This window comes from Streptosporangium heterodermiicola (genome assembly GCF_051390675.1).
Lineage (GTDB): Bacteria > Actinomycetota > Actinomycetes > Streptosporangiales > Streptosporangiaceae > Streptosporangium.
The window spans coordinates 146,070-171,876 of sequence record NZ_JBPJSR010000015.1; the positions used below are offsets into that span (position 1 = coordinate 146,070).

A 25,807-nucleotide genomic window follows, 5' to 3' on the forward strand; every position below is an offset into this window, starting at 1 on the left:
CACCCGGGACGATCGGTAAGCGGCGATCAGCCGGTGGCGACCGGCCGGGAGGGGTCGGTCACCCAGTCGGACCACGATCCGACGTAGAGCGCGGCCGGGATGCCCGCCACCTCCAGGGCCAGCACCTCGTGCGCGGCCGTCACACCGGATCCGCAGTAGGCGCCCACCTCCACCCCGGGGACGACGCCCAGCGTGTTGAAGCGTTCGCGCAGGAAGTCTGGCAGGTGGAAGCGGCCCGAGGGGTCGACGTTCTCGCCGGTGGGGGCGCTGACCGCGCCCGGGACGTGCCCGGCGACCGGGTCGATCGGCTCGACCTCGCCCCGGTAGCGCTCGGCGGCGCGGGCGTCGAGCAGCACGCCGTCGGCGGCGAGCTCGCCGGCCCGCGCGGCGTCGAGCACCGGCATCCCGCCCGGCCGCGCCTCGAAGTCGCCGGGCTCGGGGCTGCCCTCCTCGACGGAGACCGGCAGGCCGCCGGAGACCCAGGCGCGCAGGCCGCCGTCGAGGACCCGCACGTCGGGGTGGCCGAAGTAGCGCAGGAGCCACCAGGCGCGGGCGGCGGCCGCGGTGGAGTCGGCCCCGTCGTAGACGACGACGGCCCGGGATCCGGACACGCCGAGCCGGCGCATCGCCTCCTGGAACGTCTCGGCGGAGGGCAGCGGGTGGCGGCCCCCCTCGCCCCCCGGCCCGGGGTGGGCCGCGAGGTCGGTCTCCAGGTCACAGAAGACCGCGCCGGGGATGTGCCCCTCGCGGTAGGAGTCGATCCCGGCCGGTCCCGTGGGCAGGACGGCGAGCTTCCAGCGCACGTCGAGGACGCTCGCCCCGGTCAGGCCCGCCAGCTCGGCGGGGGTGATCAGCGGGCTCATCGAATACCTCCAGCGTGAAGATCCCGGCTTGGGCTGTGGGGGGATGTCAACGGGTGCTGACCTCAAGAAGGGGGACGTACTGCTCGGCGGGCGTCAGCGAGCCGTGGCAGCCGAGGAACCCCGCCTCGTGCGGCTCGGCGACCGAGGCGACGATGGCGCAGTCGGTGTGCGGCACCGCGAGGACGTCGCCGATCCTGGGCAGCCACTCCGGGCGCGTCTCCGGCCCGAACCAGCCGGACTCGACCGCCTCCTCCCGGGACACCACCCACGCCTTTCCGGCGAGGACGTCGCGCCAGGTGTCGAGGACCGCCGCCGAGGCGCCCGGGGCCGTGTAGAGGTGGCGGGCCCTGGCCTCCCCGCCGAGCAGGGTGACGCCCTCGCGCAGCCCGGGGACGGTGTCGACGTCGACGCGGTCGGCGACGTTGATCATGCCGTGGTCGGCGGTGACGTACATCGCCGAGTTCGGGGGGAGCGTCTCGGCCAGCCGTTCGGCCATCCGGTCGACCAGGGCGAGCTGGCCGAGCCAGGCCGGGGAGCCCCAGCCGGTGAGGTGGCCGGTGGAGTCGAGGTCTCCGTAGTAGACCGAGACGTGGGCCCGGGGCCCGGCGGCCAGCGCGTGGCGGACCCCCTCGATCCGGTCGTCGACCTCGTCGGCGCCGACGAAGCGCACGCCCCGGTAGACGGCCCTGTTGAAGCCGGTGGTCTCGAACTTGGCCGGGCCGACGTAGCTGACCGGGACCCCGGCCGCCGCCGCGCGCTCGTAGACGGTCGGGGCGGGCTGCCACTCGCCGGGCTCGACGAGGGGGCCGGGGGCGGTCCAGCGCAGGCAGTTGAGCAGGTATCCGGCGCCGGGCACGGCGAGCTGGTAGCCGAGCATGCCGTGCTCGCCCGGTGGCATGCCGGTGCCGAGGGTGCCCAGGCTGGTCACGGTCGTGGCGGGGAAACCCGCGGTGAGCACCCCGCCTGACGCGGCGCCGGACACCCCGCCGGACATCCCGCCGGACAGGGAGGACAGGAACGGCGCGACGCCGGGGTGGGCGCGGAGCAGCTCGGCGCCCATGCCGTCGACGAGGAACAGCAGGACCCGCCCGGCCGGGGCGAGGTCCAGCGGGTTGTCGCCGTCCACCCCGACCGCGGCGAGCAGCGAGGAGGACAGGTCCGCGAGCGAGGCCGTCCCGTACGCGGGGACCAGGGGGTTCACGACGCGGTGCGGGCGGTGGCCTCCGACAGTGCCTTGGCGAAGGCCAGCACGTGGGAGACGGCCTCCGGCCCGTCGGCCGCCTCGCTCACCCGCAGGGAGAGGTCGTCGGCCGTGATGGCGCCGGTGTATCCGTGGTCGGCGTCGCAGTTCTCGTCGCCGCAGGTGGCCGGCTCCAGGTCGACGTGGGAGATGGCCCCCCAGCCGATGGTGAGCGTGACCTCCGTGGGCGGCACTCCCGGCACGTAGGAGGCGGGGTCGGGGACGACCCGGGTGACCGCGACCGACTGGATCCGGCTGAGGCGTACGGCCTCGGTGGTCGTGGAGGCGTGGGACGCCGACACCCCCTCCACCGGGGGGTGCTCGTCGGTGTGGCAGACGAGCAGCCGGGTCGGGGAGAGCACCAGCACGGTGACGTGCCTGCGCACCTCCATGGCCGGGTCGAAGGTGGCCTCGTGGTGCACGACGTAGGCGCCCACCTGCTCCTTGCCGAGCGCGGAATCGACCGCGTCGGCGACCAGGTCGGGATAGTAGCCACTGCGGTCGATGGCGTCGCGCAGGCCGGCGGACGAGAGTCGGGTTTCCCTCATGGGTCCATCCTGCCCTGTCCGGGGCAGCGCTTTCACCGGGAGCACGTGGGCTTCGTCCGGCGGTGCAAATCGTGATGCGGCCCGCCATCGGCTTCTTCCGGCCGGGAAAGCGTCATCGGGGGTGGTCCCGGGGCCGTCGAAAGCCCGTTCCGGCCCGCGGTTTTACCCTCCGATCGGTTTGGCGTGATCGCATCGGGGTTACCGGGAGCAGTAGCGGTGGCGTGCGCGTGCCGTCCCGGGCAGCGGTAACGGGCGATTCTCCGCATTCCCCGCCTTGTTTGAAATATCCGGGAATGCTTCTCGCCGTGCCGGAAAACCATCTCGGAAACGGTGATTCCCTACCGAAAATCGGGGGCGAGGGAATATGGCCGGTGAAGGCACGGATTCAGCGGGACGAGGCGGGGCGGCACAGCCGGATTCGGTGGAGCAGTACGAAGTGACACGGCCGGATTCAGCGGGGCGAGGCGGGGCGGCGCGGCCGGATTCAGCGGAGCGAGACGGAGCGACCCGGCCGGATTCGGCGGAGCGAGGCCGGGTGGCGCGGCCGGATTCGCCACGGCGGGCCCGGTCCGCGTGGCGGACCGGGCTCTCGCGCCTCGCGGCGGCCCTCCCGGTGACCGTCGTGACGGCCGTCGTGACGACCGCGACGGCGACCGCCGTGGGCCCGCCCACCCTGGGGACGCATCTTCCCCGCGACCTGATCCTCACCACGGTTCACGACGGCCCGTTCGAGGCGGGTGGCGCCGGCACGTTCTCCATCGACGTCACCGCGGCCCCCGGCTACGCCGGGATCACCGGCCCGACCGAGGTCACCTATCTCTTCCCGTCCGGCCTGACCCCGGTGAGCGCCTCGGGAACGGGCTGGAGGTGCCGGATCACGGCCGGGATCGTCGGCTGCGGTACGCGTGCCCTGGCCGCCCCCGGCTTCCAGCTTCCCCGGATCACGGTCGGCGTGGCCGTGTCGCGGAACGCCTCGGGGACGCTGACCGCGTCCGGCAGGGCCGTCCACGCCGCCCGGGATCGCGCGGACAGGGCCGGACCCGGCGCGGAGAGCGCGATGGAGACCGGCCCCGCGCCCGCCACCGTCGCCAGTTCGGTCCAGATCGTCCCCGCGCCCCCGGGGCCGGGTTAGAAGGTTCCGTCCGGACCGTCGGGCGGAGGTCGCGGGCGGTCCCCGCCACGGCACGGCATGGGAGACGCACCTCAAATCCCTCACGTCACATCCCGCCGAGCCGTTCTGTCAGATCTCTCGGAGAGACAGAGCCACCAAAACGAACAAGGAGCGCACCATGGATGCCCGTTTGGACCTCCTCGGCAGCCCGGTCGCCGCCAAGGCCCTGAAATACCTCATCTCCGCGAACAAGGCGGTCGTGGACTCGACGCTGCCGGCCGCGACGCGGGAACTGGTGAAGATCCGCGCCAGCCAGATCAACGGCTGCGGCTTCTGCACCGACATGCACACCAAGGACGCCGCGCACGCCGGGGAGACCCAGACGCGCCTCAACCTGATCGCGGCCTGGCGGGAGGCCAGGGTGTTCACCGAGGCCGAGCGCGCCGCCCTGGAGCTGGCGGAGCAGGGTACCCGCATCGCCGACGCGGCCGGTGGTGTCACGGAGGAGGCGTGGGCGAACGCCGCCGAGCACTACGACGAGGACCAGCTCGCCGCCCTGGTGTCGCTCATCGCCGTCATCAACGCCTTCAACCGCGTGAACGTCATCGTCCAGCAGCCCGCCGGCGACTACCGGCCCGGCCAGTTCGGGTGACGGAGCCGCCAGGGACGGCCTAGCCGAGGCGCCGGGGACCGCCGTCGGGGCGCGGGCCCTCGTGGCTGCGGAGCACGGCGCGGGCGCCCAGCACGATCACCCCGGACTCCCCCACCAGCACCGGGTCGAGGGTGAGCCGCGCCACCTCGGGGAGGTCGTCGGCCAGCCGCCCGAGCCGGATCAGCAGGTCCTCCAGGGCCTCGACGGCGACCGGCGGATAGCCGTACTCGCCCAGGAGAAGGGGCGCGGCCCGTGGCGACCTCACCAGTGCCGCGGCGTCCTCGCGGGTCAGCGGGGCCAGCCGGTACGCCTCGTCGCGCAGCAGCCGGGCGGTGATCTCGCCGAGCCCGAAGGAGACCACCGCGCCGAAGGCCGGGTCGTCCATCGCCCCGGCCACGGTCGGCACCGCGGGCTGCGGGGCCATCCGCTGCACCGTGAGCACGGCCTCCGGTTCGAGCTGGCGCGTCAGGTCGGCGTAGGCGTCGCGCACCCCGTCGGGACCGGACAGCCCGAGGCGCACGGTCCCGGCGCGCATGGCCGCCTCGGGGCCCGCCGCCTTCAGCACGACCGGCCAGCCGAGCCTCGACGCCGCCTTGACGGCCTCCTCCGGCGACTCCACCGTCTCCGACGGCCAGACCTCCACCCCGTAGCGGGCGAGCAGCTCCGAGGCGTCGATCTCGGCCGGGGCGTCTCCGAGCGTCGCGAGGACGAGGTCGCGGGCGGCTCCGGCGTCGACGCCCTCGATCTCCTCGGGCAGTCCCGCGGGCCGCTCCAGCCAGCGCGCGTGCCGTACGACGTGGGCGAGCGCGCGGACCGCCTCCTCGGGCGCCGCGTACGAGGGGATGGAGCCCCGCCCCGGCGCGGCGCCGACCCGCAGCTCGTCGAGCATGCCGATCCTGCCCTCGAAGGTGGCCAGCACCGGCTTGCCGCAGTCGCGGGAGGCGCGCAGCAGCTCGGCGGCGACCTTCGCGCCGTCGCCGGGGATGGGCGGCATGTAGATCGCGACCACGGCGTCCACGTCCGGGATCACCGAGGTGAGGGCCTCGCCGAACTCCTCGGGGCAGGCCCGCGCGCCGAGGTTGACCGGCGGCCGGGGCTCCAGGCCCACCCGTACGCAGGCGTCGGCCGCGAGGAGCGCCATCGCGTCGGAGTTGCTGACCAGGCCGACCCTGGACCCGGCGGGCAGCGGCTGGTAGGCCAGCAGCTGCGCCACGTCGAACTGCTGGATCAGGTCGTCGACCCTGATCACCCCCGCCTGTTCGAACAGCGCGCTGAGCGCGGTGTCGGGCAGGCCGAGCACGGGCGCGGCGTGGCCGGTGGGCACGTCCTGGGTGGTGCCGCCGCTCTTGACGACCACGATCGGCTTGCGGCGCGAGATGCGCCGCGCGAGGCGGGCGAACTTGCGGGGGTTTCCCAGCGACTCCAGGTAGAGCAGGATCACGTCGGTCCGCGGGTCCTCCTCCCAGTACTGCAGCAGGTCGTTGCCCGACACGTCGGCGCGGTTGCCCGCCGAGACGAACGAGGAGATGCCCATCCCGCGCTGGGCCACCCGCTGCAGCAGCGCGGTGCCCAGGGCGCCCGACTGGCTGAAGAAGCCGACCCGGCCGAGCCCCGGGAGGGTCGCGGCGAGGGTGGCGTTCAGCCGTACCGCTGGGTCGGTGTTGGCGATGCCGAGGCAGTTGGGGCCGACGACGCGCAGGCCGTACGCGCGGGCGATGCGTGCCAGCTCGTCCTGCCTGGCCCGGCCCTCGGGGCCGGTCTCGCCGAACCCGGAGGAGACCACGATCAGCCCGCGCACGCCCTTCTCCGCGCACTCCTTGACCACCTCGATCACCCCGTCGGCGGGTACGGCGAGCACGGCGAGGTCCACCTCTCCGTCGATGGCCGTCACGCTCGGGTAGGCCCGCACCCCCGCGAGGGCCCGCGCCTCGCGGTGCACGGGGTAGACGGGGCCGGCGAAGTCGGCGCCGAGCAGGTTGCGCAGCACGGTCTGGCCGATGCCGCCCGGCTCGCGGCCCGCTCCCACGACCGCCACCGAACCCGGGGAGAGCAGCCGTTCGATGGAACGGGACTCGGCGCGGTGCTCGCGGGAGGCGGTCACCTCCTGGGCGGTCTCGGTCGGGGTGAGGTCGAGGGTCATCCTGACCACGCCGTCGGCGAAGCGGCTCTGCGCGGTGTAGCCGACCTGCTTGAGCACCGCCATCATCTTCTGGTTGGCGGGCAGCACGTCGGCGACGAAGCGGGCGATGCCCTTCTCCCTGGCGGTGGCGGCCAGGTGTTCGAGGAGCACCGAGGCGACCCCGCGGCCCTGGTGGGCGTCCTCGACGAGGAAGGCGACCTCGGCCTCACCGGGCTCGATCCGGTCGTAGCGGATCACCGCCACCATCTCGGTGCCGATCGTGGCGATCAGCGCCACGCGGCCCTCGTAGTCGACGTTGGTGAACCAGGTGATCTCCCGCTCCGACAGCCTCGGCCGGGGACCGAAGAAGCGGAAGTAGATCGACTCGTCGGACAGCCGGCCGTAGAAGGAACGCAACCGGTCGGCGTCGGCGGGCCGAATCGGGCGTACGTGAGCGGTGCCGCCGTCCGACAGGACGACGTCCGCCTCCCAGTGAGCGGGATACTGAGCAGCCTCCACAGTCCCGAGAGTAGACGCGAATCTCATCTGACAGACCACCCGGACGGATTCACGCAACGCTTGTGCATCGACTGTGGTCCGGTGTCCGGTCAAGACCCCATACGCTGGCCGGAAGCTGTTAAGTTTTTCGCGGTTAGAGGCACGACCAGAGGTATGGCTTGAAGCATGTCTAGAGGCACGTCGGCATCGAAGGCAGCAAGGTGGTGACATCATGACGCGGGTGGTCGTGGTGGGCGATCTCATGACCGACGCGGTCGCCCGGGCTCGCTACCCGCTGGCCAGGGCCAGCGACACACCGGCGATCGTCACCATGCACGGCGGTGGTTCGGGTGCCAACATCGCCTCCTGGCTCGCCGTCGAGGGCACCGAGGTCGCCTTCATCGGGCGGCGCGGCGCCGACATCACGGGCCGTAACCGCGACATGGAGCTGATGGGCTACGGCGTCGACGCCCGCCTCGTGATGGACCCCGAGCGCCCGACCGGCACCTGCGTGGTGCTCGTCACCCACAAGGGCGAGCGCACCATGCTGTCCGACCCCGGCGCGAACGCGGCCCTGTCCCCCGAGGACCTGCCCCGCGACCTGTTCTCCCAGGGCGGGCACCTGCACCTGTCCGGCTACACCTTGATCAACGAGGGCTCCCGCGACGCCGGCATGGCCGCCCTGGAGATGGCCCGCCGCTCGGGGATGTCCGTCTCGGTCGACTGCTCCTCCTCCGCCCCGCTGGAGCGCACCGGCGCCGAACCCTTCCTGGAGTGGACGCAGAGCGCCAAGCTGCTGTTCGCCAACGCCGACCAGGCCAAGGTCCTCACCGGCCGCGACGACCCCGCCGCCGCGGCCAAGGTCCTCACCGCCTGGTTCCCGCAGGTCGTCGTGAAGCTCCGCGACGAGGGCGCGCTCTGGTACGCCAACAACCGCCCCGACCCGATCCGGGTCCCCGCCGAGCCCGTGGAGCGCGTGGTCGACGGCACCGGTGCCGGTGACGCCTTCACCGCCGGCTTCCTGCCCGCCTGGCTCGGCGGCAAGCCGCCGGCCGAGGCCCTCGCCTCCGGCTGCCACCTCGCCTCCCGGGCCATCTCGCACCTGGGCGCCCGTCCCCGCCTCTGAACCGGCCCCCGTCCCAGGACCTCCCGGGGATCCAATACTGTGGCCGGACCATGTTCGCGGCGACCCCCTGGAGTGACGCATGCCGGAGCCCCGCCCCCTGCGGCCGGGTGACCCGGAGCGGATCGGCCCGCACCGGCTGGTCGGGTTCCTCGGCGAGGGCGGCCAGGGCGTGGTCTACCTGGCGCGCACGCCCGAGGGAGAACGCGTCGCGCTCAAGGTGCTGCACGCCAGGCTCTCCGACGACGCGCAGGCCAAGCGGCGCTTCCGCCGGGAAGCCGACGCCGCCCGGCGGGTCGCCCCGTTCTGCACCGCCCGGGTGCTGCGGGCCGACGTCACCGGCGACCGGCCGTACATCCTGAGCGAGTACGTCGACGGCGAGTCGCTGCAGCAGGTGGTGTCCAGGGAGGGGCCGCGCGACGAGTACGCGCTGTTCAGGCTGGCCGTCGCCACCGCCACCGCGCTGTCCGCGATCCACCGCGCCGGGATCGTGCACCGCGACCTCAAGCCCAGCAACGTCCTGCTAGGCCCCGACGGCCCCCGCGTCATCGACTTCGGCATCGCCAGGGCGCTGGACGCCGCGTACAGCCTGACCACGGACCTGGTCGGCACGCCCGCCTACATGGCGCCCGAGCAGTTCCACGAGCAGGAGGTCGGACCGGCGGGCGACGTGTTCGCCTGGGCCGGGACAATGGTGTTCGCGGCGACCGGGCGGCCGCCGTTCGGGCTGGGCAACCTCGCCGTGGTGATGCGCCGCATCCTCCTCGCCGAACCTGACATGTCCGGCGTGCCGGAGTCGCTGCGCCCGCTGCTCGACGCGGCTCTCACGAAGGACCCCCGGTCGCGGCCCGGATCGGCCGACGTGCTGGACATGCTGCTGAACGCGGCCGGCGGTCCCGCGCCGGCCCCCGGAACGTTCCCTCCCCCCGCCCCGGGGTCCTCCGCCGATGGACCGGCACCGGGGCCTTCCGCCAGGAACCCGACACCGACGCCGAGGTCCTCCGCCGGGGGCACGGCACCGGCCTCCGCTCCCCCGCCGCCCCGCGCGCCGGGGTCCTCCGCCGCGTTCCCGGCACCCGCTCCCGCACCACATCACGCGTGGGGAACGGCCCCGGCCCCGTCCCGGGTGTCGTCTCCCGCGACGCCCTCCACCGGGTTCTCCTCGCCGCCACCCGGCCGGTTCGCCCGGCTTCCCCGGCTCCCTCAGGTCGCCCGTCTCGCCGGTGCGGCGGCGGGGCACCCCCGGATCCCGGCCGTCGTCTCCGCGCTGGCGGCCGCCTGCGTGCTGGGCGTCGCCACCTGGCTGGTCCTGCCGTCCGGCGAGCCCGCCGCCGTCCCGCGGGCGACGCCGAGACCCGCGCCGACCGGCTTCGACGCCGCCTCGGCCTCGGTCGTCAACCCGTCGGCGCGCAGGGGCGGGACGATGCGGTTCGGCGCGGGCTTCGTCGCCGACTCCTTCGACCCGGGCAACACCTACTACCCGTCGATGTGGAACGTCGCGCGGCTCTACGGACGCTCGCTGACGATGTACCGGCCCGCACCCGGCGCCGGGGGCCGGGAACTCGTGGGCGACCTGGCGGAGGGCCTCGGCGTGCCCAGCGACGGGGGCAGGACGTGGACGTACCGGCTCAGGGAGGGCCTGAAGTACGAGAACGGCACGCCGATCGTCGCCGCGGACGTCAAGCACGCGGTGCTCCGCGCGATCGGCAAGGACACGCTCAGCCGGGGCCCGTACCACTTCGAGCAGCTGCTGAACCTGCCCTCGGGCTACCGGGGCTACTTCGCGTCGCCGAAGGCCGACACCAACGGGGCGATCAGGACCCCGGACGACCGGACCGTCGTGTTCCACCTCAAGAAGCCCCACGGGGCGTTCGACCACGTCGCCCAGGTCCCCCAGACCATGCCGGTCCCCGAGGCGAAGGACACCGGCGCGGCGTACGAGAAGCACGTGCTCTCCTCGGGCCCCTACAGGTTCGAGAGCGCGCGGCGGGACAAGCGGCTCGTCCTGGTCCGCAACCCCCACTGGTCGGCGGCGACCGACCCGAACCGCCGGGCGCTGCCCGACCGCTACGAGATCACCTTCGACATGGACCAGAGCGCGGTCGACAAGGGCCTCGTCGCGGGCGACCTCGACCTGGACCTCGACTCGGGCGCGAGCGCCAACCTGCCCGAGCGGATCGCGGCCGACCCCGCGCTCAGGGCGCGTGCCGACGCGCCCACGATCGGCTGGCTGCGGTACGTCGCGATCAACCCGCAGGTGCTGCCCTTCGACAACGTGGCCTGCCGCAGGGCCGTGTTCGCCGCGGCGGACCGGGAGGGCCTGCGCGACGCCTACGGCCGCGGCCTGCGCGCGGGCACCATCGCCACCGGGCTGCTCCCGCCGACCATCTCCGGGCACCGCCCGCTGAGCCTGTACCAGACCGGCAAGGGCGACGTGGCCGGGGCCCGCGGGCAGCTGGCCGCGTGCGGGCGGCCCGGCGGCTTCGCGGCCACGATCGTCTTCCGGGCCGAGCAGGCCAGGGAGCGGGAGGCCGCCGAGGCCCTGAAGACGGCCCTGGGACGCGTCGGGATCCGGCTCACGCTCAGGGGCCTGTCCCAGGACGACAACGCGACCCACCGTGGCGGCAGCCCCTCCTACCTGCGGAAGGAGAAGATCGGCCTGGCCATACGGGCCTGGACCGCCGACTGGCCGGAGGGCGCCAGCTACCTGCCCTATCTGACGGACAGCCGGAAGATCCTGGAGGACGCCCTGTCCTCCAACGTGAGCGTGCGCCTGCCCCAGGCCGACCACCTCATCGACCAGGCCGAGGCCGAGCTCGACACCGCCCGGCGCGAGGAGCTGTGGGCGCGGGTCGACCGCACGGTCATGGAGCAGGCCCTCGTGCTGCCCGTGCAGTGGGACACCCGCGTCCTGCTCCGTGGCGCGCGCCTGACGAACGTGCACGTCAGCCACGCCTTCTCCGACTACGACTACGTCGACCTCGGGCTCTCCTGAGAGGCGCCTTCCCGGGAGCCTGCCGCCTTCTCCCGGTCAGGCACCTCCCTGCCGGGTGCTCCGGGTGCCTCCCCGCCGGGCTCCCGGCCGGCTCCTAGCTGGTGACGGCGAGGGCGAGGGGCAGCACGGCGGGGGCTCCGGCGTGGCGGAGCATCGCGGCTCCCAGCGTCATCGTCCAGCCGGTGTCGACCAGGTCGTCGACCAGCAGGACCGGGCCTCCGGCCCCGGCGACGGCCGGACCCAGGGCGGCGGGCATGGCGAGGGTGCCCCTGATCGCCTGGACGCGCTGCGCGCTGTTGAACTGCCGTCCCGGCGAGCCCGACCGGTAGCCGAGGTCGCCCAGGTAGGACAGGCGCCCCACCTGGGCCAGCCGCTCGGACAGGCTGCGGACGAGCTGGGGGCGGCCGGCCGAGGGCACCGCGACGACGCCGACCGGGCGCTGGGCCCACTCCCAGGACGACAGCACCTTGATCACGGCGGCGAAGACGTCGTCGGGGACCGGCCCGTCGGGGGCGCCGTCGGCGAGGAGGCCGCGCAGGCGGTTTCCCCAGCCGATGTCGGTGAGCCTGCCCAGCACCCTCCCCGGCTCGGCGCCCAGCTCCGGCTTGATCCGGCCCTTGAGGTCGGCCAGCCCGGTCGGCCACTGCTTGCGGGCCTCGATGTCCACCCCGGGCCGCTGGAGCCGGTCGGCGGCCGACCGTACGGCCCGCTCGTCCACCTCGGGCGAGCGGTGGACGCCGGTGCAGTTGTCGCAGCGCCCGCAGGGGGAGGCGGTGTCGTCGTCGAGGCGGCGGCGCAGGAACTCCTCGCGGCAGCCGGTGGTGTCGAGGTAGTCGAGCATCGCCCGCTGCTCGGCCTCGCGCTCGGCGGCGACCCTGGCGTAGCGCGGGGCGTCGTACGCCCAGGGCTCGCCGGTGGACTCCCAGCCGCCCTTGACCCGGTGCACCGCGCCGTCGACGTCGAGGACCTTCAGCATGGTCTCCAGGCGGCTCCGGCTGAGGTCCACCCGGTTCTCCAGGGCGGCCGTGGACATCACTCCGCCCTCCTCAAGCGCGGCCAGCACGGCGCGCACGACGGGCTCGGGCGGGAAGGCCAGCGAGGCGAAGTAGGCCCAGATGTCGCGGTCCTCGGCGCCGGGCAGCAGGATCACCTCGGCCCGCTCGACCCCTCGGCCCGCGCGGCCGACCTGCTGGTAGTAGGCCACCGGAGACTGGGGGGCGCCGACGTGCACCACGAAGCCGAGGTCGGGCTTGTCGTAGCCCATCCCCAGCGCCGAGGTCGCGACCAGTGCCTTGATCTTGTTGTCGAGCAGCGCCTGCTCGGCGGCGAGCCGCTCCGCCTGCTCGGTCTGCCCGGAGTAGGCGACCACCTCGTGGCCCTGCTCGCGCAGGTAGGCGGCGATCTCCTGGGCGGCGGCCACGGTGAGCGTGTAGACGATGCCGGAACCGGGGAGCTCGTGCAGCGTCCGGGCGAGCCAGGCCAGCCGCTGCTCGGCGCCGCGCAGGCGCACGACCCCGAGATGGAGGCTGTCGCGCTCCAGCGCGCCGCGCAGCACGAGCGTCTCCTCGCCCATCTGCTCGGCGACGTCGCGGGTGACCCTGGCGTTGGCCGTGGCGGTGGTCGCGAGGATCGGCACGCCCTCGGTGAGCTCCTCGAACATCGTGCGCAGCCGCCGGTAGTCGGGGCGGAAGTCGTGGCCCCAGTCGGAGATGCAGTGCGCCTCGTCGACCACGATCAGGCCCGCGCTCTCGGCGAGCTCGGGCAGCACGTGGTCGCGGAAGTCGGGGTTGTTGAGCCGCTCGGGACTGACGAGCAGCACGTCGACCTCGCCCTCGGCGACCTGGTTGTAGACCTGCTCCCACTCCTCGGGGTTGGCCGAGTTGACCGTGACCGCGTTGATCCCGGCGCGCTCGGCGGCGGCGATCTGGTTGCGCATCAGGGCCAGCAGCGGGGACACGATCACGGTCGGCCCCTCGCCCAGCTCGCGCAGGAGCGCGGTGGCGATGAAGTAAACAGCCGACTTGCCCCAGCCGGTGCGCTGCACCACGAGCACCCGGCGCCGGTCCATGACCAGCGCCTTGATGGCCGCCCACTGGTCCTCGCGCAACCGGGCGTGCTCCCCGGCGAGCGCCCGCAGCCGCTCCTCGGCCTCTTCGCGCAGCATCAGCTCTTCGCTCACCCGGTCATTGGTACCAGGTCTCGCCGACTGTTTTTCCCCGGTACGGCATACACGGGCGGCACACGCCGTACCCGAGAGGGATACGGGGCCCCGCGTACGCCGTACCGGACGGGAATCGAGAGGAATCGCCGACGGGCCTCCCCGCGCCCGGCGGGTGCCGTACCGGACGGGAGACGAGAGGAGTGATCGGCGGGCCTCCCGGCACCCGGCGGGTGCGCGGCGGGGGCCGCGGCCCGTTCCCGCGGCGTCACCGGAGCCGTGGCGCCGGGAGCTGCGGACCTGACGGGCTCCGAGCCGTGATTTGATGCATCCACTATGGACGTCACCACCTGGTACCTCGAACAGACCTCACGCTCGGACCTGCTGCCCGCCAAGCCGCCGTCGGTCGAGGTCGACGTCGTGCGCGCCGAGCTGCCCTCGCCCGAGTTCAGCCGGTTCCTCACCACGGCCGTCGGCGGAGACTGGCACTGGACCAACAAGCTGCCGTGGACGTGGGACGAGTGGGCGGACTGGCTGTCCGGCGGCGTGGAGACCTGGGTGGCCTACCACCGCGGCACCCCCGCGGGCTACGTCGAGCTCGTCCCGCAGGACGGCGGGGCCGTCGAGATCAACTCCTTCGGTCTCCTGGCGTGGGCGATCGGCAAGGGCGTCGGCGGTCACCTGCTGGAGATCGGCGTCGCCAGGGCCTGGGACCTGGCCGACCGGCAGCCGGAGCGGGAGCCGACCCGGCGGGTGTGGCTGCACACCTGCTCCCTCGACAGCCCGGTGGCGCTCGCCAACTACAAGGCGCGCGGCTTCAGGGTCTACGACACCAAGGTGAACGTTCCCGGGGACGAGCACGAGGGCGAGACCCCGGGGCCCTGGCCGGGAGCGGGCCCCCGGACCCGCGCCCTCCCCGGTGCCCCCGCCGTCCCGGGCACCCCGGCCGCCCCCGGCGCCGCGCCGGAACGGCCCTAGCACCCCCGGGCAGGCCGGGGAAGGCCCGGAAGTGTCGGATGGGCTGGGTATGGTATCGAGTCTCGGTATGATGCCCGGTCGCCCCCGTCACCGGTCTCCCGCCGGACATCCCGGCCACGGCTCCCCGGGGAGCCCGCGCCAACGGTTGGACCACGAAGACAGAAGGAGGATGCGCCTCCCCCCGGCCTGACGGCCGGGCGCGCGCGCAGGAAATCAGATGGCTCGACGGACGACCACACCCCCGACCGACGAGGGCTTCGAGGAGCGGATCGTCGACATCGACGTTTCCACCGAGATGCGCACCAGCTTCCTCGAATACGCATATTCGGTGATCTACCAGCGTGCGCTGCCGGACGCCAGGGACGGCCTCAAGCCGGTCCAGCGCCGCATCCTCTACTCGATGAGCGAGATGGGCCTGCGGCCCGACCGGGGCCACGTCAAGTCGTCGCGCGTCGTCGGCGACGTGATGGGCAAGCTCCACCCGCACGGCGACACCGCCATCTACGACGCGCTGGTCCGCATGGCCCAGCCGTTCTCGATGCGCCTGCCGCTCATCGACGGGCACGGCAACTTCGGCTCCCCCGACGACCTGCCCGCCGCGATGCGTTACACCGAGGCCCGGCTCGCCTCGGCGGCGATGGCCGTGGTCCAGTCGATCGACGAGGACACGGTCGACTTCAAGCCCAACTACGACGGCCAGGAGACCGAGCCCACGGTCATGCCGTCGGCCTTCCCCAACCTGCTGGTCAACGGTGCCACCGGCATCGCGGTCGGGATGGCCACCAACATGGCGCCGCACAACCTCGTCGAGGTCGTCGCCGCCGCCCGCCATCTGATCAAGAAGCCCGACGCGACGCTCGACGACCTGATGCGGTTCGTCCCCGGCCCCGACCTGCCCACCGGCGGCACGATCATCGGCCTCGACGGCATCCGCGACGCGTACGCCAAGGGCCGGGGCACCTTCCGGATGCGCGCCAAGTGCGCCGTCGAGCAGGTCAGCCCCCGCCGCAAGGGCATCGTCGTCACCGAGCTGCCCTTCAACGTCGGCCCCGAGCGCGTGGTCACCAAGATCCGGGAGCTGGTCACCGCCAAGAAGCTCCAGGGCATCTCCGACCTCAAGGACCTCAGCGACCGCCACAAGGGCCTCAGCCTGGTCATCGAGATCAAGAACGGCTTCATCCCCGAGGCCGTGCTGGAGGAGCTCTACCGGCTCACGCCGATGGAGGAGACCTTCGGCATCAACAACGTCGCCCTGGTCGACGGCGAGCCGCGCACGCTGGGCCTGCGCGAGCTGCTCCAGGTCTACGTCGACCACCGCGTCGACGTGGTCCGCCGCCGCTCGCTGTACCGCAGGCGCAGGCGCGAGGAGCGGCTGCACCTCGTCGAGGGCCTCGTCGTCGCCCTCCTCAACATCGACGAGGTCATCCAGGTCATCCGCTCCTCGGAGAACTCCGCCCAGGCCCGCGAGCGCCTGACGGAGGTCTTCGAGCTGACGGAGACCCAGGCCAACTACATCCTCGACACGCCGCTGCGCCGCCTGACCCGCTTCGACAAGCTGGAGCTCGACCGCGAGAGCGAGACCCTGCGCCAGGAGATCGCGGAGCTGACCGCGATCCTGTCCTCCGACGACAGGCTCCGCAAGGTCGTCTCCGACGAGCTCGCCCAGGTCTCCAAGACCTTCGGCACCCCGCGCCGTACGGTGCTGCTGGAGTCCTCGGGGGTCGCGAGAAACGTCTCGGTCCCCTTGGAGGTGGCCGACGACCCCTGCCTGGTGCTGTTCTCCTCCACCGGCCTGCTGGCCCGCACGTTCGACGCCTCGCCGCTGGCCGGTGACGGCGACCGCTCGGCCCACGACGTGCTGGTCTCCGCCGTGCGGAGCACGGTCAGGGGCGAGGTGGGCGTGGTCACCAACCAGGGGCGGATGATCCGGGTCCAGGTGGTCGACCTGCCCACGCTGCCCCGCTCGGCCAACCCGCCGTCGCTGTCGGGCGGCCATCCGGTCGCGGAGTACGTCACGTTCAACCCGGGCGAGACGGTCGTCGGCATCGGCTCGCTCGATCCCGACGGGCCCGGCCTGGCGCTGGGCACGGCGCAGGGGGTGGTCAAGCGGGTCGTCCCCGACTACCCGGCCAACCGCGACGACTTCGAGGTGATCACTCTCAAGGAGGGCGACACGGTGGTGGGCGCGGTGGAGCTGGAGAGCGAGGAGCACGACCTCGTCTTCATCACCTCCGAGGCCCAGCTGCTGCGTTACTCCGCCTCCGTCGTCCGCCCGCAGGGCCGTCCCGCGGGCGGCATGGCCGGTGTGCGGCTCGACGGCGACGCCGTGGTGATCTGGTTCGGCGTGGTCGACCCGGCCCGTGAGTCGCAGGTCGTGACCATCGCCGGTTCCTCGACGGCGCTGCCCGGCACCCAGGTCGGCGGCGCCAAGCTCTCCGACTTCGCCGAATACCCGCCGAAGGGCCGGGGCACCGGCGGGGTCCGCGTCCAGCGGTTCCTGAAGGGCGAGGACGTCCTGCTGCTCGCCTGGGCGGGCCCGGGACCGGCCCGCGCGGTCTCGGCGGTCGGCAAGCCCGTGCCCCTGCCCGAGGAGCTTGGCCGCCGCGACGGCTCCGGCGTACGGCTCACCCACACCGTGTCGGCCGTGGGCGGCGCCCTCGGCGCCGGAGGCGGCGGGGAGGTCTCCGCGGCGGCTCCCGCCCCCGAGGAGTGACACTCGTCCGCGACAGGGCCCGGGGCTCCCGCCAGGACGGCGGGGGCCCCGGGCCCTTTTCCGGCATCACAGTTCTGACATCACGCGAGACACCCGGCCGGCACGAAGCCCGGGGACCGTCCAGGACGCCCGATCAGGCCCGGAGGCTCTGAGATCACTCAGGAGGGTCAGTCGGCGCACAGGCAGAACGGGTGCCCGGCGGGGTCGAGAAAGACCCGGAAACCCTCGTTCTCGCCCGGCTGGTACGGATGTTTGGACGCGCCCAGCGCCAGCGCCTCCTTCTCGGCCTCGTCGAGGTTCTCGACCGTCAGGTCGAGATGGAACTGCTGGGGCCGCTCGGTGCTCGGCCACTCCGGCGGCCGGTAGCCGGGGACCAGCTGGAAGCAGAGCCGCCCGGGCCTGCCCCCGGTGACCACCACCCAGTCGTCCTCGACGCTGGCGACCTGCCAGCCCAGGAGCGCGCTGTAGAAGTCGGCCAGCTGCTTGGGGTCTGGACAGTCGAGGACGATCGACCTCAGCTGCGCGATTCCCATGCTTCCTCCCAAACTCGGCACCGACGAAGATCCTACGGCGGTGTCACGGAGAGCCTCAACGGCTGACGCGCCGATCGTCCCGGGTGACGCGAGGCGCCTCCGGCCTGGTGCCACGGCCCCGGTCCGCCTTTCCCCGGCGGACGGGCCGAAACCCGGCATCTCAGGTGAGCGCGCCCTGGAGCGCGAACCGGATCGCCATCAGCAGCTGCCAGGGCTCACCCGACTCCCAGAAGCGGACGACCTTGGCGACCCGGTCCGTCGGCTCGAACTCACCGGTCCCCTGGGGACCGAAACATCCCGCCTCCGCGAGAACGGCCACGAACGGGTCGTCGTCCTTGAGGGACCGCGTGTAGACCGCCGCGTCGAGCAGGGCCAGCGCCGAGCGCGCGTTGCGCCCCCCGTCCCTGACCTCGACCCGGTCCAGCTTTCGCCTACCCTGGTCGCGAAGATAGTCGGCCAGCGATTCGGTCCTGCTCATCAGCCTCTCCACACTTCCGGACGTTGGGTGACGACATCATGACCCAGAGCGAGCGGCGGTGGCGGGATCTTGGTGAAGTCGTCACCAGGTGCGCCCCCGGCAACGCTCTGGAAACGGGCATGAAGCATCATTAGCCCGTTGATCGCACCGACCGAGGGATGCGCACGTGAGTGCTTTTGACGATCTGCTGACCGCCAACGAGAAGTTCTCCGCCACGTTCACCAACGCGGGACTGACCGGCAGGGCCGCCTGCGGCCTCGCCCTGGTCACCTGCATGGATTCACGGATCGACCCGCTGGGGCTCCTCGGCCTCAAGCCGGGCGACGCCAAGATCCTCCGCAACGCCGGTGCCCGGGTCACCGACGACGTCCTGCGTACGCTCGTCCTGGCGGTCAACCTGCTGGGAGTGGAGCGGGTGCTGGTCATGCCGCACACCGACTGCGGGGTGACCAAGGTGACCGACGAGGAGGTGCACGCGATCGCCGCCCGGCGCGGCGTCGACACCCGCAGCCTGGACTTCCACACCGTCCCCGACCAGGACGCGGCACTGCGCCATGATCTCGTACGGATCAGGACGAGCCCGTTCCTGCCCCCGGGCATGCCGGTCGGCGGGGCCATCTACGACGTACGCACCGGCAAGCTGATGCCGGTCGAGACCTGAGCCTCGTGATCCGGTCCCGGCGGGGCCGGATCACGGGTCCGCGACCGGCCGTGTCCGCCGACGCCCGAGAGCATCGGGCACGGCGGACGCCCCGGGGGGCGCACTTGAGGCCCGGGGCGGCCGGTGCCGTGGAGCTCGCCGTCAGCCGTCCCGCCGGGGAGAGTCACCCGGCGGGGACGGGAGGGTCACGCGTCGATGTGGTCGCGGTCGATCTCGGCCGCGCTGCTCACGATGAACTCCCGGCGCGGGGCCACGTCGCTGCCCATCAGGAGGGCGAAGATGCGCTCGGCCTCCTCGATGTCCTCGATGCGGACCCTGCGCAGGGTACGGTGCCGGGGCTCCATGGTCGTCTCGGCCAGCTGGTCGGCGTCCATCTCTCCCAGGCCCTTGTAACGCTGGATCGGGTCCTTCCAGCGCTTGCCCCGGCGCTCCAGGTCGCGCATCACCCGGTGCAGCTCGGCGTCGGAGTAGCAGTAGACGTACTTGCCGTGACCGCGCGTGGGGTTGACGACCTCGATGCGGTGCAGCGGCGGCACGGCGGCGAAGACGCGCCCGGCCTCGACCATCGGCTTCATGTAGCGGTGGAACAGGGTGAGCAGGAGGCAGCGGATGTGGGCCCCGTCGACGTCGGCGTCGGCCATCAGGATGACCTTGCCGTAGCGGGCGGCCTCGATGTCGAAGGAACGGCCCGAGCCCGCGCCGATGACCTGGATGATCGCGGCGCACTCGGCGTTCTTGAGCATGTCGGCGACGGACGCCTTCTGCACGTTCAGGATCTTGCCCCGGATCGGCAGCAGCGCCTGGAACTCCGAGTTTCGGGCCGCGCGGGCGGTGCCCAGCGCCGAGTCGCCCTCGACGATGAACAGCTCGCTGCGGTCGACCTCGTCGCTGCGGCAGTCGACCAGCTTGGCGGGGAGCGCCGAGTTCTCCAGGGCGGTCTTGCGGCGCTGGTTGTCGCGGTGCTCCCGGGCGGCGATGCGGGCCTTGGCGGCCGCGACGATCTTCTCCAGGACCGCGCGGAGCTGCGCCTTGGCGTTGCGCGACGGGTTGGCGAGCAGCTCCTTGAGCTCTCGCGAGACGACGTGGGCGACGATCCTGGAGGCCGCGGAGGTGCCCAGGACCTCCTTGGTCTGGCCCTCGAACTGTGGCTCGGGCACCCGGACGGTCACCACCGCGGTGAGACCCTCCATGATGTCCTCGCGGGTCACGGGGGCGTCGCCGTTCTTGAGCAGGCGGGTCTCGCGCAGCTGTTCGTTCAGGGTGCGGACGAGGGCGCGCTCGAAGCCGTTGACGTGGGTGCCGCCCTTGGGGGTGGCGATCACGTTGACGAAGGAGCGGACGGTGCTGTCGTAGCCCTTGCCCCAGCGCACCGCCACGTCGACGGTGAGCTCCCGCTGGACCTCGGTCGGGGTCATGTGCCCCAGGTCGTCGAGGACCGGGACGGTCTCGTGGAAGTGGCCGGCGCCCTGCAGGCGCAGCACCTCGCAGACGGCCTCGTCGCGGGCGAGGAACTCGGTGAACTCCGAGATGCCGCCGTCGAAGTGGAACTCCTCCTCGACGGCCTCCTCGCCTCGGCTGTCGCGCACGGCCAGGGTGAGGCCGGGGACCAGGAACGCGGTCTGGCGGAGGCGGACGTGGATCTCGTCGAGGGAGACCTCGGCCTCGGGGAGGAAGATCTGGTGGTCGACCCAGAAGCGCACGCGGGTGCCGGTGACGTTCTTCGCGACGGCGCCGCCGTCGCGCAGCCCGGACTTCTTCTTGAACTTGGCCTTGGGGCCGTCGCCGTCGAAGATCCCGGGGACGCCCCTGCGGAAGCTGATCTCGTGGATCCGGCCGCCGCGGTCGACCTCGACGTCCAGCCGGGAGGACAGGGCGTTGACGACGGAGGCGCCGACGCCGTGCAGGCCGCCCGAGGCGCCGTAGGAGCCGCCGCCGAACTTCCCGCCCGCGTGGAGCTTGGTGTAGACGAGCTCGACGCCCGCCAGGCCGCTCTTGGGCTCGACGTCGACCGGGATGCCCCGCCCGTCGTCGCGGACCTCGATGGAGCCGTCGGGGTGGAGCTCGACCTCGATGCGGCCGCAGTATCCCGCCAGGGCCTCGTCGACCCCGTTGTCCACGATCTCCCAGAGGCAGTGCATGAGACCGCGGCTGTCGGTCGACCCGATGTACATGCCGGGACGCTTGCGGACGGCTTCGAGACCCTCCAGCACCGACAGGTGGCGGGCCGTATAACCCGTCTCCGCGCTAACTGCGGTCACGCCCACTCCCACTCTGTCGAACACGTGTGCGCAGCTTACCGTTCTTCCCACCACGACGCGTACAAGCTTGCCATCCGGTGGGCACAGGCGTTACATCCGGCGTGATCATCATTACTTTCGGACACTTTCCGCTCTGGGCGTAGCAGGGGGTCGGTTGGGAACGTTCGTATCGGGTTAGATGTTCTCTCAAGTGACTGACGCCAGATCCTCCACCTCAGGGGATGACCTGAAAGGCGATACGTGACTGGAACCCTCGCCCCCGCCAAGCAGCTCACAGCTGCTGACCGCTGTGACCGGTGCGGCGCCCAGGCTTACATCCGCGCGACCCTGCCCGTAGGTGGGGAGCTGCTGTTCTGCGCCCACCACGGGCGGCAGCACGTGGCCGTGCTGAGAGACAAGGGCGCCAACATCCAGGACGAGTCCGCTCGTCTCAGCGACGCCCCGGCAACGGCAGGCAACGACGAACGATAACCAGACGAATGGAGCCATCATCGGACCCGATAGTGATATCGGCCCGCCACCGTGAAGCCCTGTCGCTCGTAGAGCGCCCTGGCCGCGGTGTTCGACTCCACTACGACTAAATATGCCCGCTGTGTGCCCTGCGCCCGCGCATGCGAGAGCAGGGCACGCAACACATCCCGTCCATGACCCCGGCGCCGCGCGTGCGGCAGCACGGCCATGGAGTAGACCCCGAACCACTCCCCCTGGACCACGCCCCGCCCCACGGCCTCCCCGCCGAGCGAGGCGTATACGGCGGGCACGCCGGTGAGGATTCGCGCGGCCGTCGCCAGACCGTCGCCACCGAACCTCCCGTCCACGCTCCACCAGGCGTCCAACCACGCCTGCGAGGGCGCCTCAGCGAGCTCGACCTTCTCTTCCGCTTCTCCAGGCCCTCCAGGCTCCCCGGACACGAGGCGTGCCGTCATGATCAGTGTGGGGTCCACCACCCGGTAGCCGCGTGCCTCCAGCGCCGCGTCCAGGCCGGGCGTGGCGCCGCCTCCCACCGAGAAGACACAGGGCAGGCCACGGTCGGCGTAGAACTTCTCGGCGCCCTCGATGCCCGCCAGAAGATCATCTGGCTCGCCCAGCGGCAGCACGGAGTTTGCCCGCTTGGTCACCCCGTCCGCGGCGCGCAGCGTCCAGCCCCCGGCGTCCACCCGCTGGAGCGCCGGCCAGGCCTGGTCGACCAGCCGGTCGAAGACCTCATCGATCATGCTGAAGGATCCTAACTCCCCGGTCGCCCCACTACGCTCGGCGACTGTGCTGATTCTGCTGCCTCCGTCCGAGGGGAAGGCCCCGCGGGGTGAGGGCCCGGCCGTCGACCTGCCCGGACTGAGTTTTCCCGCCCTCGGCCCGCCCAGGGAGATCGTCCTGGACGCGCTCACCGCGCTGTGCCGGAAACCCGCCGCGCGGGAGGTGCTCGGCCTGTCTCCGGGACAGGCCGGCGAGATCGGCGGGAACCTGCTCCTGCGGACCGCGCCGGCGCTGGCCGCGGCCGACCTGTACACCGGCGTGCTCTACGACAACCTCGGCCTGGCCACGCTCTCCCCCGAGGCCGCCGCGCGGGCCTCGGAGAGCCTGCTGATCTTCTCCGGCCTCTGGGGCCTGCTGCGGATCGGCGACCGCGTGCCACCGTACCGCCTGTCGATGGGGGTGCGGCTGCCGCCTCTCGGCGGCCTGGGCGCCTTCTGGCGCCGCTCGGTCACGCCGCTGCTCGACGCCGAGCCCGGCCTGGTCGTGGACCTGCGCTCCGGCACGTACGCGGCGGCGTGGCAGCCGGGCGGCCGGGCGGTGGCGGTACGGGTGTTCAGGGACGGGAAGGTGGTGAGCCACATGGCCAAGGCCACCCGCGGGGTGATCGCCCGCTCCCTGCTGGAGGGGGGCGTCGATCCGGGGAGTCCCGGGGAGCTCGCCAAGGTCCTGGATCATCTGGGCCACTCCGTCACACTCGGGGCGCCGCCCGCCGGAAACCGCCCGTGGACACTCGACGTCATGGTGTGATCTCCCGCGGGTCCCACAGGCCCCACAGGCCCCGCGGACGCGCCGGGGCCAGGGCGCGGCGCGCCGGAGGACCCCGGCCGGTTCACGCCGCGACGAGGTGGAGCCGCCCGCAGGCCCGCTGGAACTGCTGGGCGGGATCACCGAGATAGGACCACGGCAACCGGCTGACCCTGCCCCCGGTCCGCATCAGGTGCCCGCGGGCGGGCCGCCGCAGGTCGGCGAGGTAGAAGGCGGCCCCGAACAGGTTGTGCGCCTCGACCGAGCGGGGATGGGTGTCCCGGCCCAGCCAGCGGCCCGAGTGCGAGACGACCTCGCGCAGCGCCTCGTCGGAGAACCAGCCGCCGCGCGACATCGGCGACCGCTCGGCGGACACCCGCTCGAAGTGGGCCAGCGGTATCAGGGACGCCATCGGGTCCCCGTCCGGCGCCCGCGAGACGGCCTGCCTGGCGAACTCCAGCATCTCCTGGGCACTTCCACCCCAGCCGGGGGACAACGTCATGAGCCGGGCCACGTTGGCCGGGAACAGCGTCGGATAACGGCGAACGGCCTCGTACCAGACCGCGTCCTTCTCCTGGCGCGGCCGGTCGAGGCCGAGGTAGAGCCACATGATCGATTCCCAGGGCACCGGATCGGACGGCGCGAGCGACGCCGCGGTGAACAGCGGCGTCCTGGCGGACTCCATCGCCGCCTGGAACGCCTGCACACGCTGCGCCTGCACGGCCCGCGCCTTGACGTCCGGCTTGATCGTCCAGGCTTCCTCGATGCGGGTGCGCCCGAGCCAGAGCCAGACGTCGGGATTGGCCCGGTCGCGGGCCGCCAGCGCCTCTATGGCACGGCTGTGGCCGACGGCCGCCCTGGCCAGCGCCTCGATCCTGAGCGCGCGGCTCTCCGGATCGCCGCGGGCCGCGCCGATCGCGATCGGACCGGCCTCGAACACCTTTCGGCGTACCGCGGCGACCGCCTCGTCGAGCATCGCGTCCGCCCACGGACGATCGACGATCACTCGCAGCCCTCGGGCGCGAATCCTGTCAGCTTCGGCCACACCCATGAGGCGGCAGCCTAGAAGTCCGTTTCACTCCACGTGCTACCGACCTGTTACACCCGCGTTAATGACAAAGGGCCCACACCACATGGTGTGGGCCCTTTGTCATCAAGTCGTCAAGATCAAGCCTCAGTCGAGATAGTCGCGCAGCACCTGCGACCGGGACGGGTGGCGGAGCTTGGACATCGTCTTGGACTCGATCTGCCGGATGCGCTCGCGCGTCACCCCGTAGACCTTGCCGATCTCGTCCAGCGTCTTCGGCTGACCGTCGGTCAGGCCGAACCGCATCGAGACCACGCCCGCCTCGCGCTCGGACAGCGTGTCCAGAACGGAGTGGAGCTGCTCCTGCAGAAGCGTGAAACTCACCGCGTCCGCCGGAACGATGGCCTCGGAGTCCTCGATGAGGTCACCGAACTCGCTGTCGCCCTCCTCACCCAGCGGGGTGTGCAGGGAGATCGGCTCGCGACCGTACTTCTGGACCTCGACGACCTTCTCGGGGGTCATGTCGAGCTCGCGCGCCAGCTCCTCCGGGGTGGGCTCGCGGCCCAGGTCCTGGAGCATCTGCCGCTGGACGCGGGCCAGCTTGTTGATCACTTCGACCATGTGGACCGGGATGCGGATGGTCCGCGCCTGGTCGGCCATGGCGCGGGTGATCGCCTGCCGGATCCACCACGTGGCGTAGGTGGAGAACTTGTAGCCCTTGGTGTAGTCGAACTTCTCGACCGCGCGGATCAGGCCCAGGTTGCCCTCCTGGATCAGGTCCAGGAAGAGCATGCCTCGCCCGGTGTAGCGCTTGGCCAGCGAGACCACGAGGCGGAGGTTCGCCTCCAGCAGGTGGTTCTTGGCCCGGCGGCCGTCCTCGGCGATCCACTCCAGCTCGGCGCGGACGTCGACCGGGAGCTTCTCGCCGTCGGTGCCGAGCTGCTCCTCGGCGAACAGGCCGGCCTCGATGCGCTTGGCGAGCTCGACCTCCTGCTCCGCGTTGAGCAGGGGAACCTTGCCGATCTGCTTGAGGTAGTCCTTTACCGGGTCGGCGGTGGCGCCTGCGGCGGCGACCTGGGGAACCGGGGCGTCATCGTCGTCGTCGGTGAGGATGAGGACCTCGTCCTCGTTCACCTCGACGGCCTCGACCTTGGGCTCCTCCTCGGTCTCGGCCTCGGCCTCCACCTCGACCTCGGCTTCGACCTCCACCTCGACCTCGACCTCGGCCACAGCCTCCAGGTCGAAGTCCTCGATCTCGACGTCCTCAAGCTCGATGACCTCGTCGTCGTCACCGGTGACCGGCTTCGGCGCGGACGCGGGAGCCGGAACGGCGGCCCCGGCGGGACCGGCCTTCTTCGGCGGCGGGGCGGGAACCGGCTTCTTGGCCGCCGGGGCGACCTTCTTGGCCGGGGCCGCCTTGGCCGGAGCCACCGGCTTCTTGGCGGCGGTCGTGGCGGGCTCGGAGCCGCTGACGACCGCGGTGACGGTCTCCGGCTGCTCCTTGGCCGCGGCGGCGGTCTTGGTCTTCTTGACCGCGGCGGGCGCGGCCGGGGTAGTGCGGCGCTTGGCGGGAGTGCGGGGCTTCTTGGGAGCCGCGGAGTCCTCGGCGGTCAGTCGTACTGTGATGCCCTCTTTGCTGAGGCTTCGCAGGATTCCAGCGACCTGCGCCATCGGAATGTCCGCTTCCTCGACGGCCTTGCGGACATCCTCGGACTCGAGGAACCCCTGCGAGCGCCCCCGCTCCATCAGCTGCTGAATGACGGGCTCGTTCAGCTCGGATGGCTTCGAGCGAGTCGAACTTGCAGGCGACACGAACACCTCTCGAAGGAAAGCGTGACGAGAATGGACCCAGAT

Annotated in this window: 20 protein-coding genes; 9 read left to right on the plus strand and 11 right to left on the minus strand. The window is 72.3% G+C overall.

The features are described 5' to 3' along the window. Window positions 1-26: 26 nt before the first annotated feature. From ACSC1Q_RS29385 to ACSC1Q_RS29395, 3 genes are read right to left on the minus strand one after another with little or no spacing between them, the layout of a single operon-like run. The gene (locus ACSC1Q_RS29385; protein ID WP_436761929.1) at window positions 27-863 is read right to left on the minus strand and encodes a sulfurtransferase; all 837 of its coding nucleotides are present in this window, start codon (window positions 861-863) and stop codon (window positions 27-29) included. Window positions 864-909: 46 nt separating this feature from the next. After that, window positions 910-2,064 (minus strand): alkaline phosphatase family protein, encoded by a 1,155-nt coding sequence (locus ACSC1Q_RS29390; protein ID WP_436761930.1) that lies wholly within the window; start codon window positions 2,062-2,064, stop codon window positions 910-912. Next, on the minus strand, window positions 2,061-2,651 hold the full coding sequence (locus tag ACSC1Q_RS29395; RefSeq protein WP_344747908.1) for a DUF5998 family protein: 591 nt from the start codon (window positions 2,649-2,651) through the stop codon (window positions 2,061-2,063). Before ACSC1Q_RS29395 ends, ACSC1Q_RS29390 begins: the two co-directional genes overlap by 4 nt. Before the next feature lie 622 nt (window positions 2,652-3,273). Here ACSC1Q_RS29395 and ACSC1Q_RS29400 point away from each other — a divergent pair. Both ACSC1Q_RS29400 and ACSC1Q_RS29405 read left to right on the plus strand, forming a co-directional pair. Then, window positions 3,274-3,783, plus strand: coding sequence for a hypothetical protein (locus ACSC1Q_RS29400; protein ID WP_436761931.1), 510 nt, complete (start codon window positions 3,274-3,276; stop codon window positions 3,781-3,783). 157 nt (window positions 3,784-3,940) lie between these two features. Further along, window positions 3,941-4,414 carry a carboxymuconolactone decarboxylase family protein gene (locus tag ACSC1Q_RS29405; RefSeq protein ID WP_436761932.1) on the plus strand — a complete coding sequence of 158 codons (474 nt, stop codon included), beginning with the start codon at window positions 3,941-3,943 and terminating at the stop codon, window positions 4,412-4,414. A gap of 19 nt (window positions 4,415-4,433) precedes the next feature. Here ACSC1Q_RS29405 and ACSC1Q_RS29410 read toward each other — a convergent pair whose 3' ends face one another. Beyond that, the gene (locus ACSC1Q_RS29410; RefSeq protein WP_436761933.1) at window positions 4,434-7,079 is read right to left on the minus strand and encodes a bifunctional acetate--CoA ligase family protein/GNAT family N-acetyltransferase; all 2,646 of its coding nucleotides are present in this window, start codon (window positions 7,077-7,079) and stop codon (window positions 4,434-4,436) included. A gap of 184 nt (window positions 7,080-7,263) precedes the next feature. Between ACSC1Q_RS29410 and ACSC1Q_RS29415 the strand changes: the two genes are divergently transcribed. Together ACSC1Q_RS29415 and ACSC1Q_RS29420 are read left to right on the plus strand one after the other, a co-directional pair. Next, window positions 7,264-8,157 (plus strand): carbohydrate kinase family protein, encoded by an 894-nt coding sequence (locus ACSC1Q_RS29415; RefSeq protein ID WP_436761934.1) that lies wholly within the window; start codon window positions 7,264-7,266, stop codon window positions 8,155-8,157. A gap of 79 nt (window positions 8,158-8,236) precedes the next feature. Continuing rightward, window positions 8,237-11,149: an ABC transporter substrate-binding protein gene (locus tag ACSC1Q_RS29420; protein WP_436761935.1), complete on the plus strand. Its 2,913-nt coding sequence runs from the start codon at window positions 8,237-8,239 to the stop codon at window positions 11,147-11,149. A 94-nt stretch (window positions 11,150-11,243) separates the two neighbouring features. Here ACSC1Q_RS29420 and ACSC1Q_RS29425 read toward each other — a convergent pair whose 3' ends face one another. Then, the gene (locus tag ACSC1Q_RS29425) at window positions 11,244-13,313 is read right to left on the minus strand and encodes a RecQ family ATP-dependent DNA helicase (RefSeq protein WP_436762003.1); all 2,070 of its coding nucleotides are present in this window, start codon (window positions 13,311-13,313) and stop codon (window positions 11,244-11,246) included. 330 nt (window positions 13,314-13,643) lie between these two features. Between ACSC1Q_RS29425 and ACSC1Q_RS29430 the strand changes: the two genes are divergently transcribed. Together ACSC1Q_RS29430 and ACSC1Q_RS29435 are read left to right on the plus strand one after the other, a co-directional pair. After that, on the plus strand, window positions 13,644-14,285 hold the full coding sequence (locus tag ACSC1Q_RS29430) for a GNAT family N-acetyltransferase (RefSeq protein WP_436761936.1): 642 nt from the start codon (window positions 13,644-13,646) through the stop codon (window positions 14,283-14,285). Window positions 14,286-14,502: 217 nt separating this feature from the next. Continuing rightward, window positions 14,503-16,998: a DNA gyrase/topoisomerase IV subunit A gene (locus tag ACSC1Q_RS29435; protein ID WP_436761937.1), complete on the plus strand. Its 2,496-nt coding sequence runs from the start codon at window positions 14,503-14,505 to the stop codon at window positions 16,996-16,998. Window positions 16,999-17,165: 167 nt separating this feature from the next. On the opposite strand, the gene ACSC1Q_RS29440 is transcribed toward ACSC1Q_RS29435, so the two are convergent. Next, window positions 17,166-17,531: a VOC family protein gene (locus ACSC1Q_RS29440; RefSeq protein WP_436761938.1), complete on the minus strand. Its 366-nt coding sequence runs from the start codon at window positions 17,529-17,531 to the stop codon at window positions 17,166-17,168. A gap of 160 nt (window positions 17,532-17,691) precedes the next feature. Next, entirely contained in the window at window positions 17,692-18,009 is a 318-nt protein-coding gene (locus ACSC1Q_RS29445; protein WP_435292936.1) for a hypothetical protein, read from the minus strand. A gap of 166 nt (window positions 18,010-18,175) precedes the next feature. Here ACSC1Q_RS29445 and ACSC1Q_RS29450 point away from each other — a divergent pair, with 166 nt between their 5' ends. Further along, on the plus strand, window positions 18,176-18,670 hold the full coding sequence (locus ACSC1Q_RS29450; RefSeq protein WP_436761939.1) for a beta-class carbonic anhydrase: 495 nt from the start codon (window positions 18,176-18,178) through the stop codon (window positions 18,668-18,670). Between the two features lie 185 nt (window positions 18,671-18,855). On the opposite strand, the gene ACSC1Q_RS29455 is transcribed toward ACSC1Q_RS29450, so the two are convergent. Next, window positions 18,856-20,928 carry a DNA gyrase/topoisomerase IV subunit B gene (locus tag ACSC1Q_RS29455; protein ID WP_436761940.1) on the minus strand — a complete coding sequence of 691 codons (2,073 nt, stop codon included), beginning with the start codon at window positions 20,926-20,928 and terminating at the stop codon, window positions 18,856-18,858. 240 nt (window positions 20,929-21,168) lie between these two features. Here ACSC1Q_RS29455 and ACSC1Q_RS29460 point away from each other — a divergent pair, with 240 nt between their 5' ends. After that, on the plus strand, window positions 21,169-21,399 hold the full coding sequence (locus ACSC1Q_RS29460; RefSeq protein WP_030920243.1) for a DUF7455 domain-containing protein: 231 nt from the start codon (window positions 21,169-21,171) through the stop codon (window positions 21,397-21,399). A 17-nt stretch (window positions 21,400-21,416) separates the two neighbouring features. On the opposite strand, the gene ACSC1Q_RS29465 is transcribed toward ACSC1Q_RS29460, so the two are convergent. Then, window positions 21,417-22,142, minus strand: a complete 726-nt coding sequence (locus ACSC1Q_RS29465; RefSeq protein ID WP_436761941.1) for a GNAT family N-acetyltransferase — start codon at window positions 22,140-22,142, stop codon at window positions 21,417-21,419. 46 nt (window positions 22,143-22,188) lie between these two features. On the opposite strand from ACSC1Q_RS29465, the gene ACSC1Q_RS29470 reads away from it, so the two are divergent. Next, window positions 22,189-22,929 carry a YaaA family protein gene (locus ACSC1Q_RS29470; RefSeq protein WP_436761942.1) on the plus strand — a complete coding sequence of 247 codons (741 nt, stop codon included), beginning with the start codon at window positions 22,189-22,191 and terminating at the stop codon, window positions 22,927-22,929. An 82-nt stretch (window positions 22,930-23,011) separates the two neighbouring features. On the opposite strand, the gene ACSC1Q_RS29475 is transcribed toward ACSC1Q_RS29470, so the two are convergent. Beyond that, a complete protein-coding gene (locus ACSC1Q_RS29475) occupies window positions 23,012-23,932 on the minus strand; it encodes a hypothetical protein (protein WP_436761943.1) in 921 nt (306 codons plus the stop codon). Window positions 23,933-24,100: 168 nt separating this feature from the next. Then, window positions 24,101-25,765 (minus strand): RNA polymerase sigma factor, encoded by a 1,665-nt coding sequence (locus ACSC1Q_RS29480; protein WP_436761944.1) that lies wholly within the window; start codon window positions 25,763-25,765, stop codon window positions 24,101-24,103. Window positions 25,766-25,807 lie beyond the last annotated feature (42 nt).

Bases quoted from the DNA above. Each gene is read 5' to 3' on its own strand.
- ACSC1Q_RS29385 (WP_436761929.1), bottom strand. From the start codon at position 863: ATGAGCCCGCTGATCACCCCCGCCGAGCTGGCGGGCCTGACCGGGGCG.
- ACSC1Q_RS29395 (WP_344747908.1), bottom strand. From the start codon at position 2,651: ATGAGGGAAACCCGACTCTCGTCCGCCGGCCTGCGCGACGCCATCGAC.
- ACSC1Q_RS29405 (WP_436761932.1), top strand. From the start codon at position 3,941: ATGGATGCCCGTTTGGACCTCCTCGGCAGCCCGGTCGCCGCCAAGGCC.
- ACSC1Q_RS29410 (WP_436761933.1), bottom strand. From the start codon at position 7,079: ATGAGATTCGCGTCTACTCTCGGGACTGTGGAGGCTGCTCAGTATCCC.
- ACSC1Q_RS29415 (WP_436761934.1), top strand. From the start codon at position 7,264: ATGACGCGGGTGGTCGTGGTGGGCGATCTCATGACCGACGCGGTCGCC.
- ACSC1Q_RS29420 (WP_436761935.1), top strand. From the start codon at position 8,237: ATGCCGGAGCCCCGCCCCCTGCGGCCGGGTGACCCGGAGCGGATCGGC.
- ACSC1Q_RS29425 (WP_436762003.1), bottom strand. From the start codon at position 13,313: ATGCTGCGCGAAGAGGCCGAGGAGCGGCTGCGGGCGCTCGCCGGGGAG.
- ACSC1Q_RS29430 (WP_436761936.1), top strand. From the start codon at position 13,644: ATGGACGTCACCACCTGGTACCTCGAACAGACCTCACGCTCGGACCTG.
- ACSC1Q_RS29435 (WP_436761937.1), top strand. From the start codon at position 14,503: ATGGCTCGACGGACGACCACACCCCCGACCGACGAGGGCTTCGAGGAG.
- ACSC1Q_RS29440 (WP_436761938.1), bottom strand. From the start codon at position 17,531: ATGGGAATCGCGCAGCTGAGGTCGATCGTCCTCGACTGTCCAGACCCC.
- ACSC1Q_RS29445 (WP_435292936.1), bottom strand. From the start codon at position 18,009: ATGAGCAGGACCGAATCGCTGGCCGACTATCTTCGCGACCAGGGTAGG.
- ACSC1Q_RS29465 (WP_436761941.1), bottom strand. From the start codon at position 22,142: ATGATCGATGAGGTCTTCGACCGGCTGGTCGACCAGGCCTGGCCGGCG.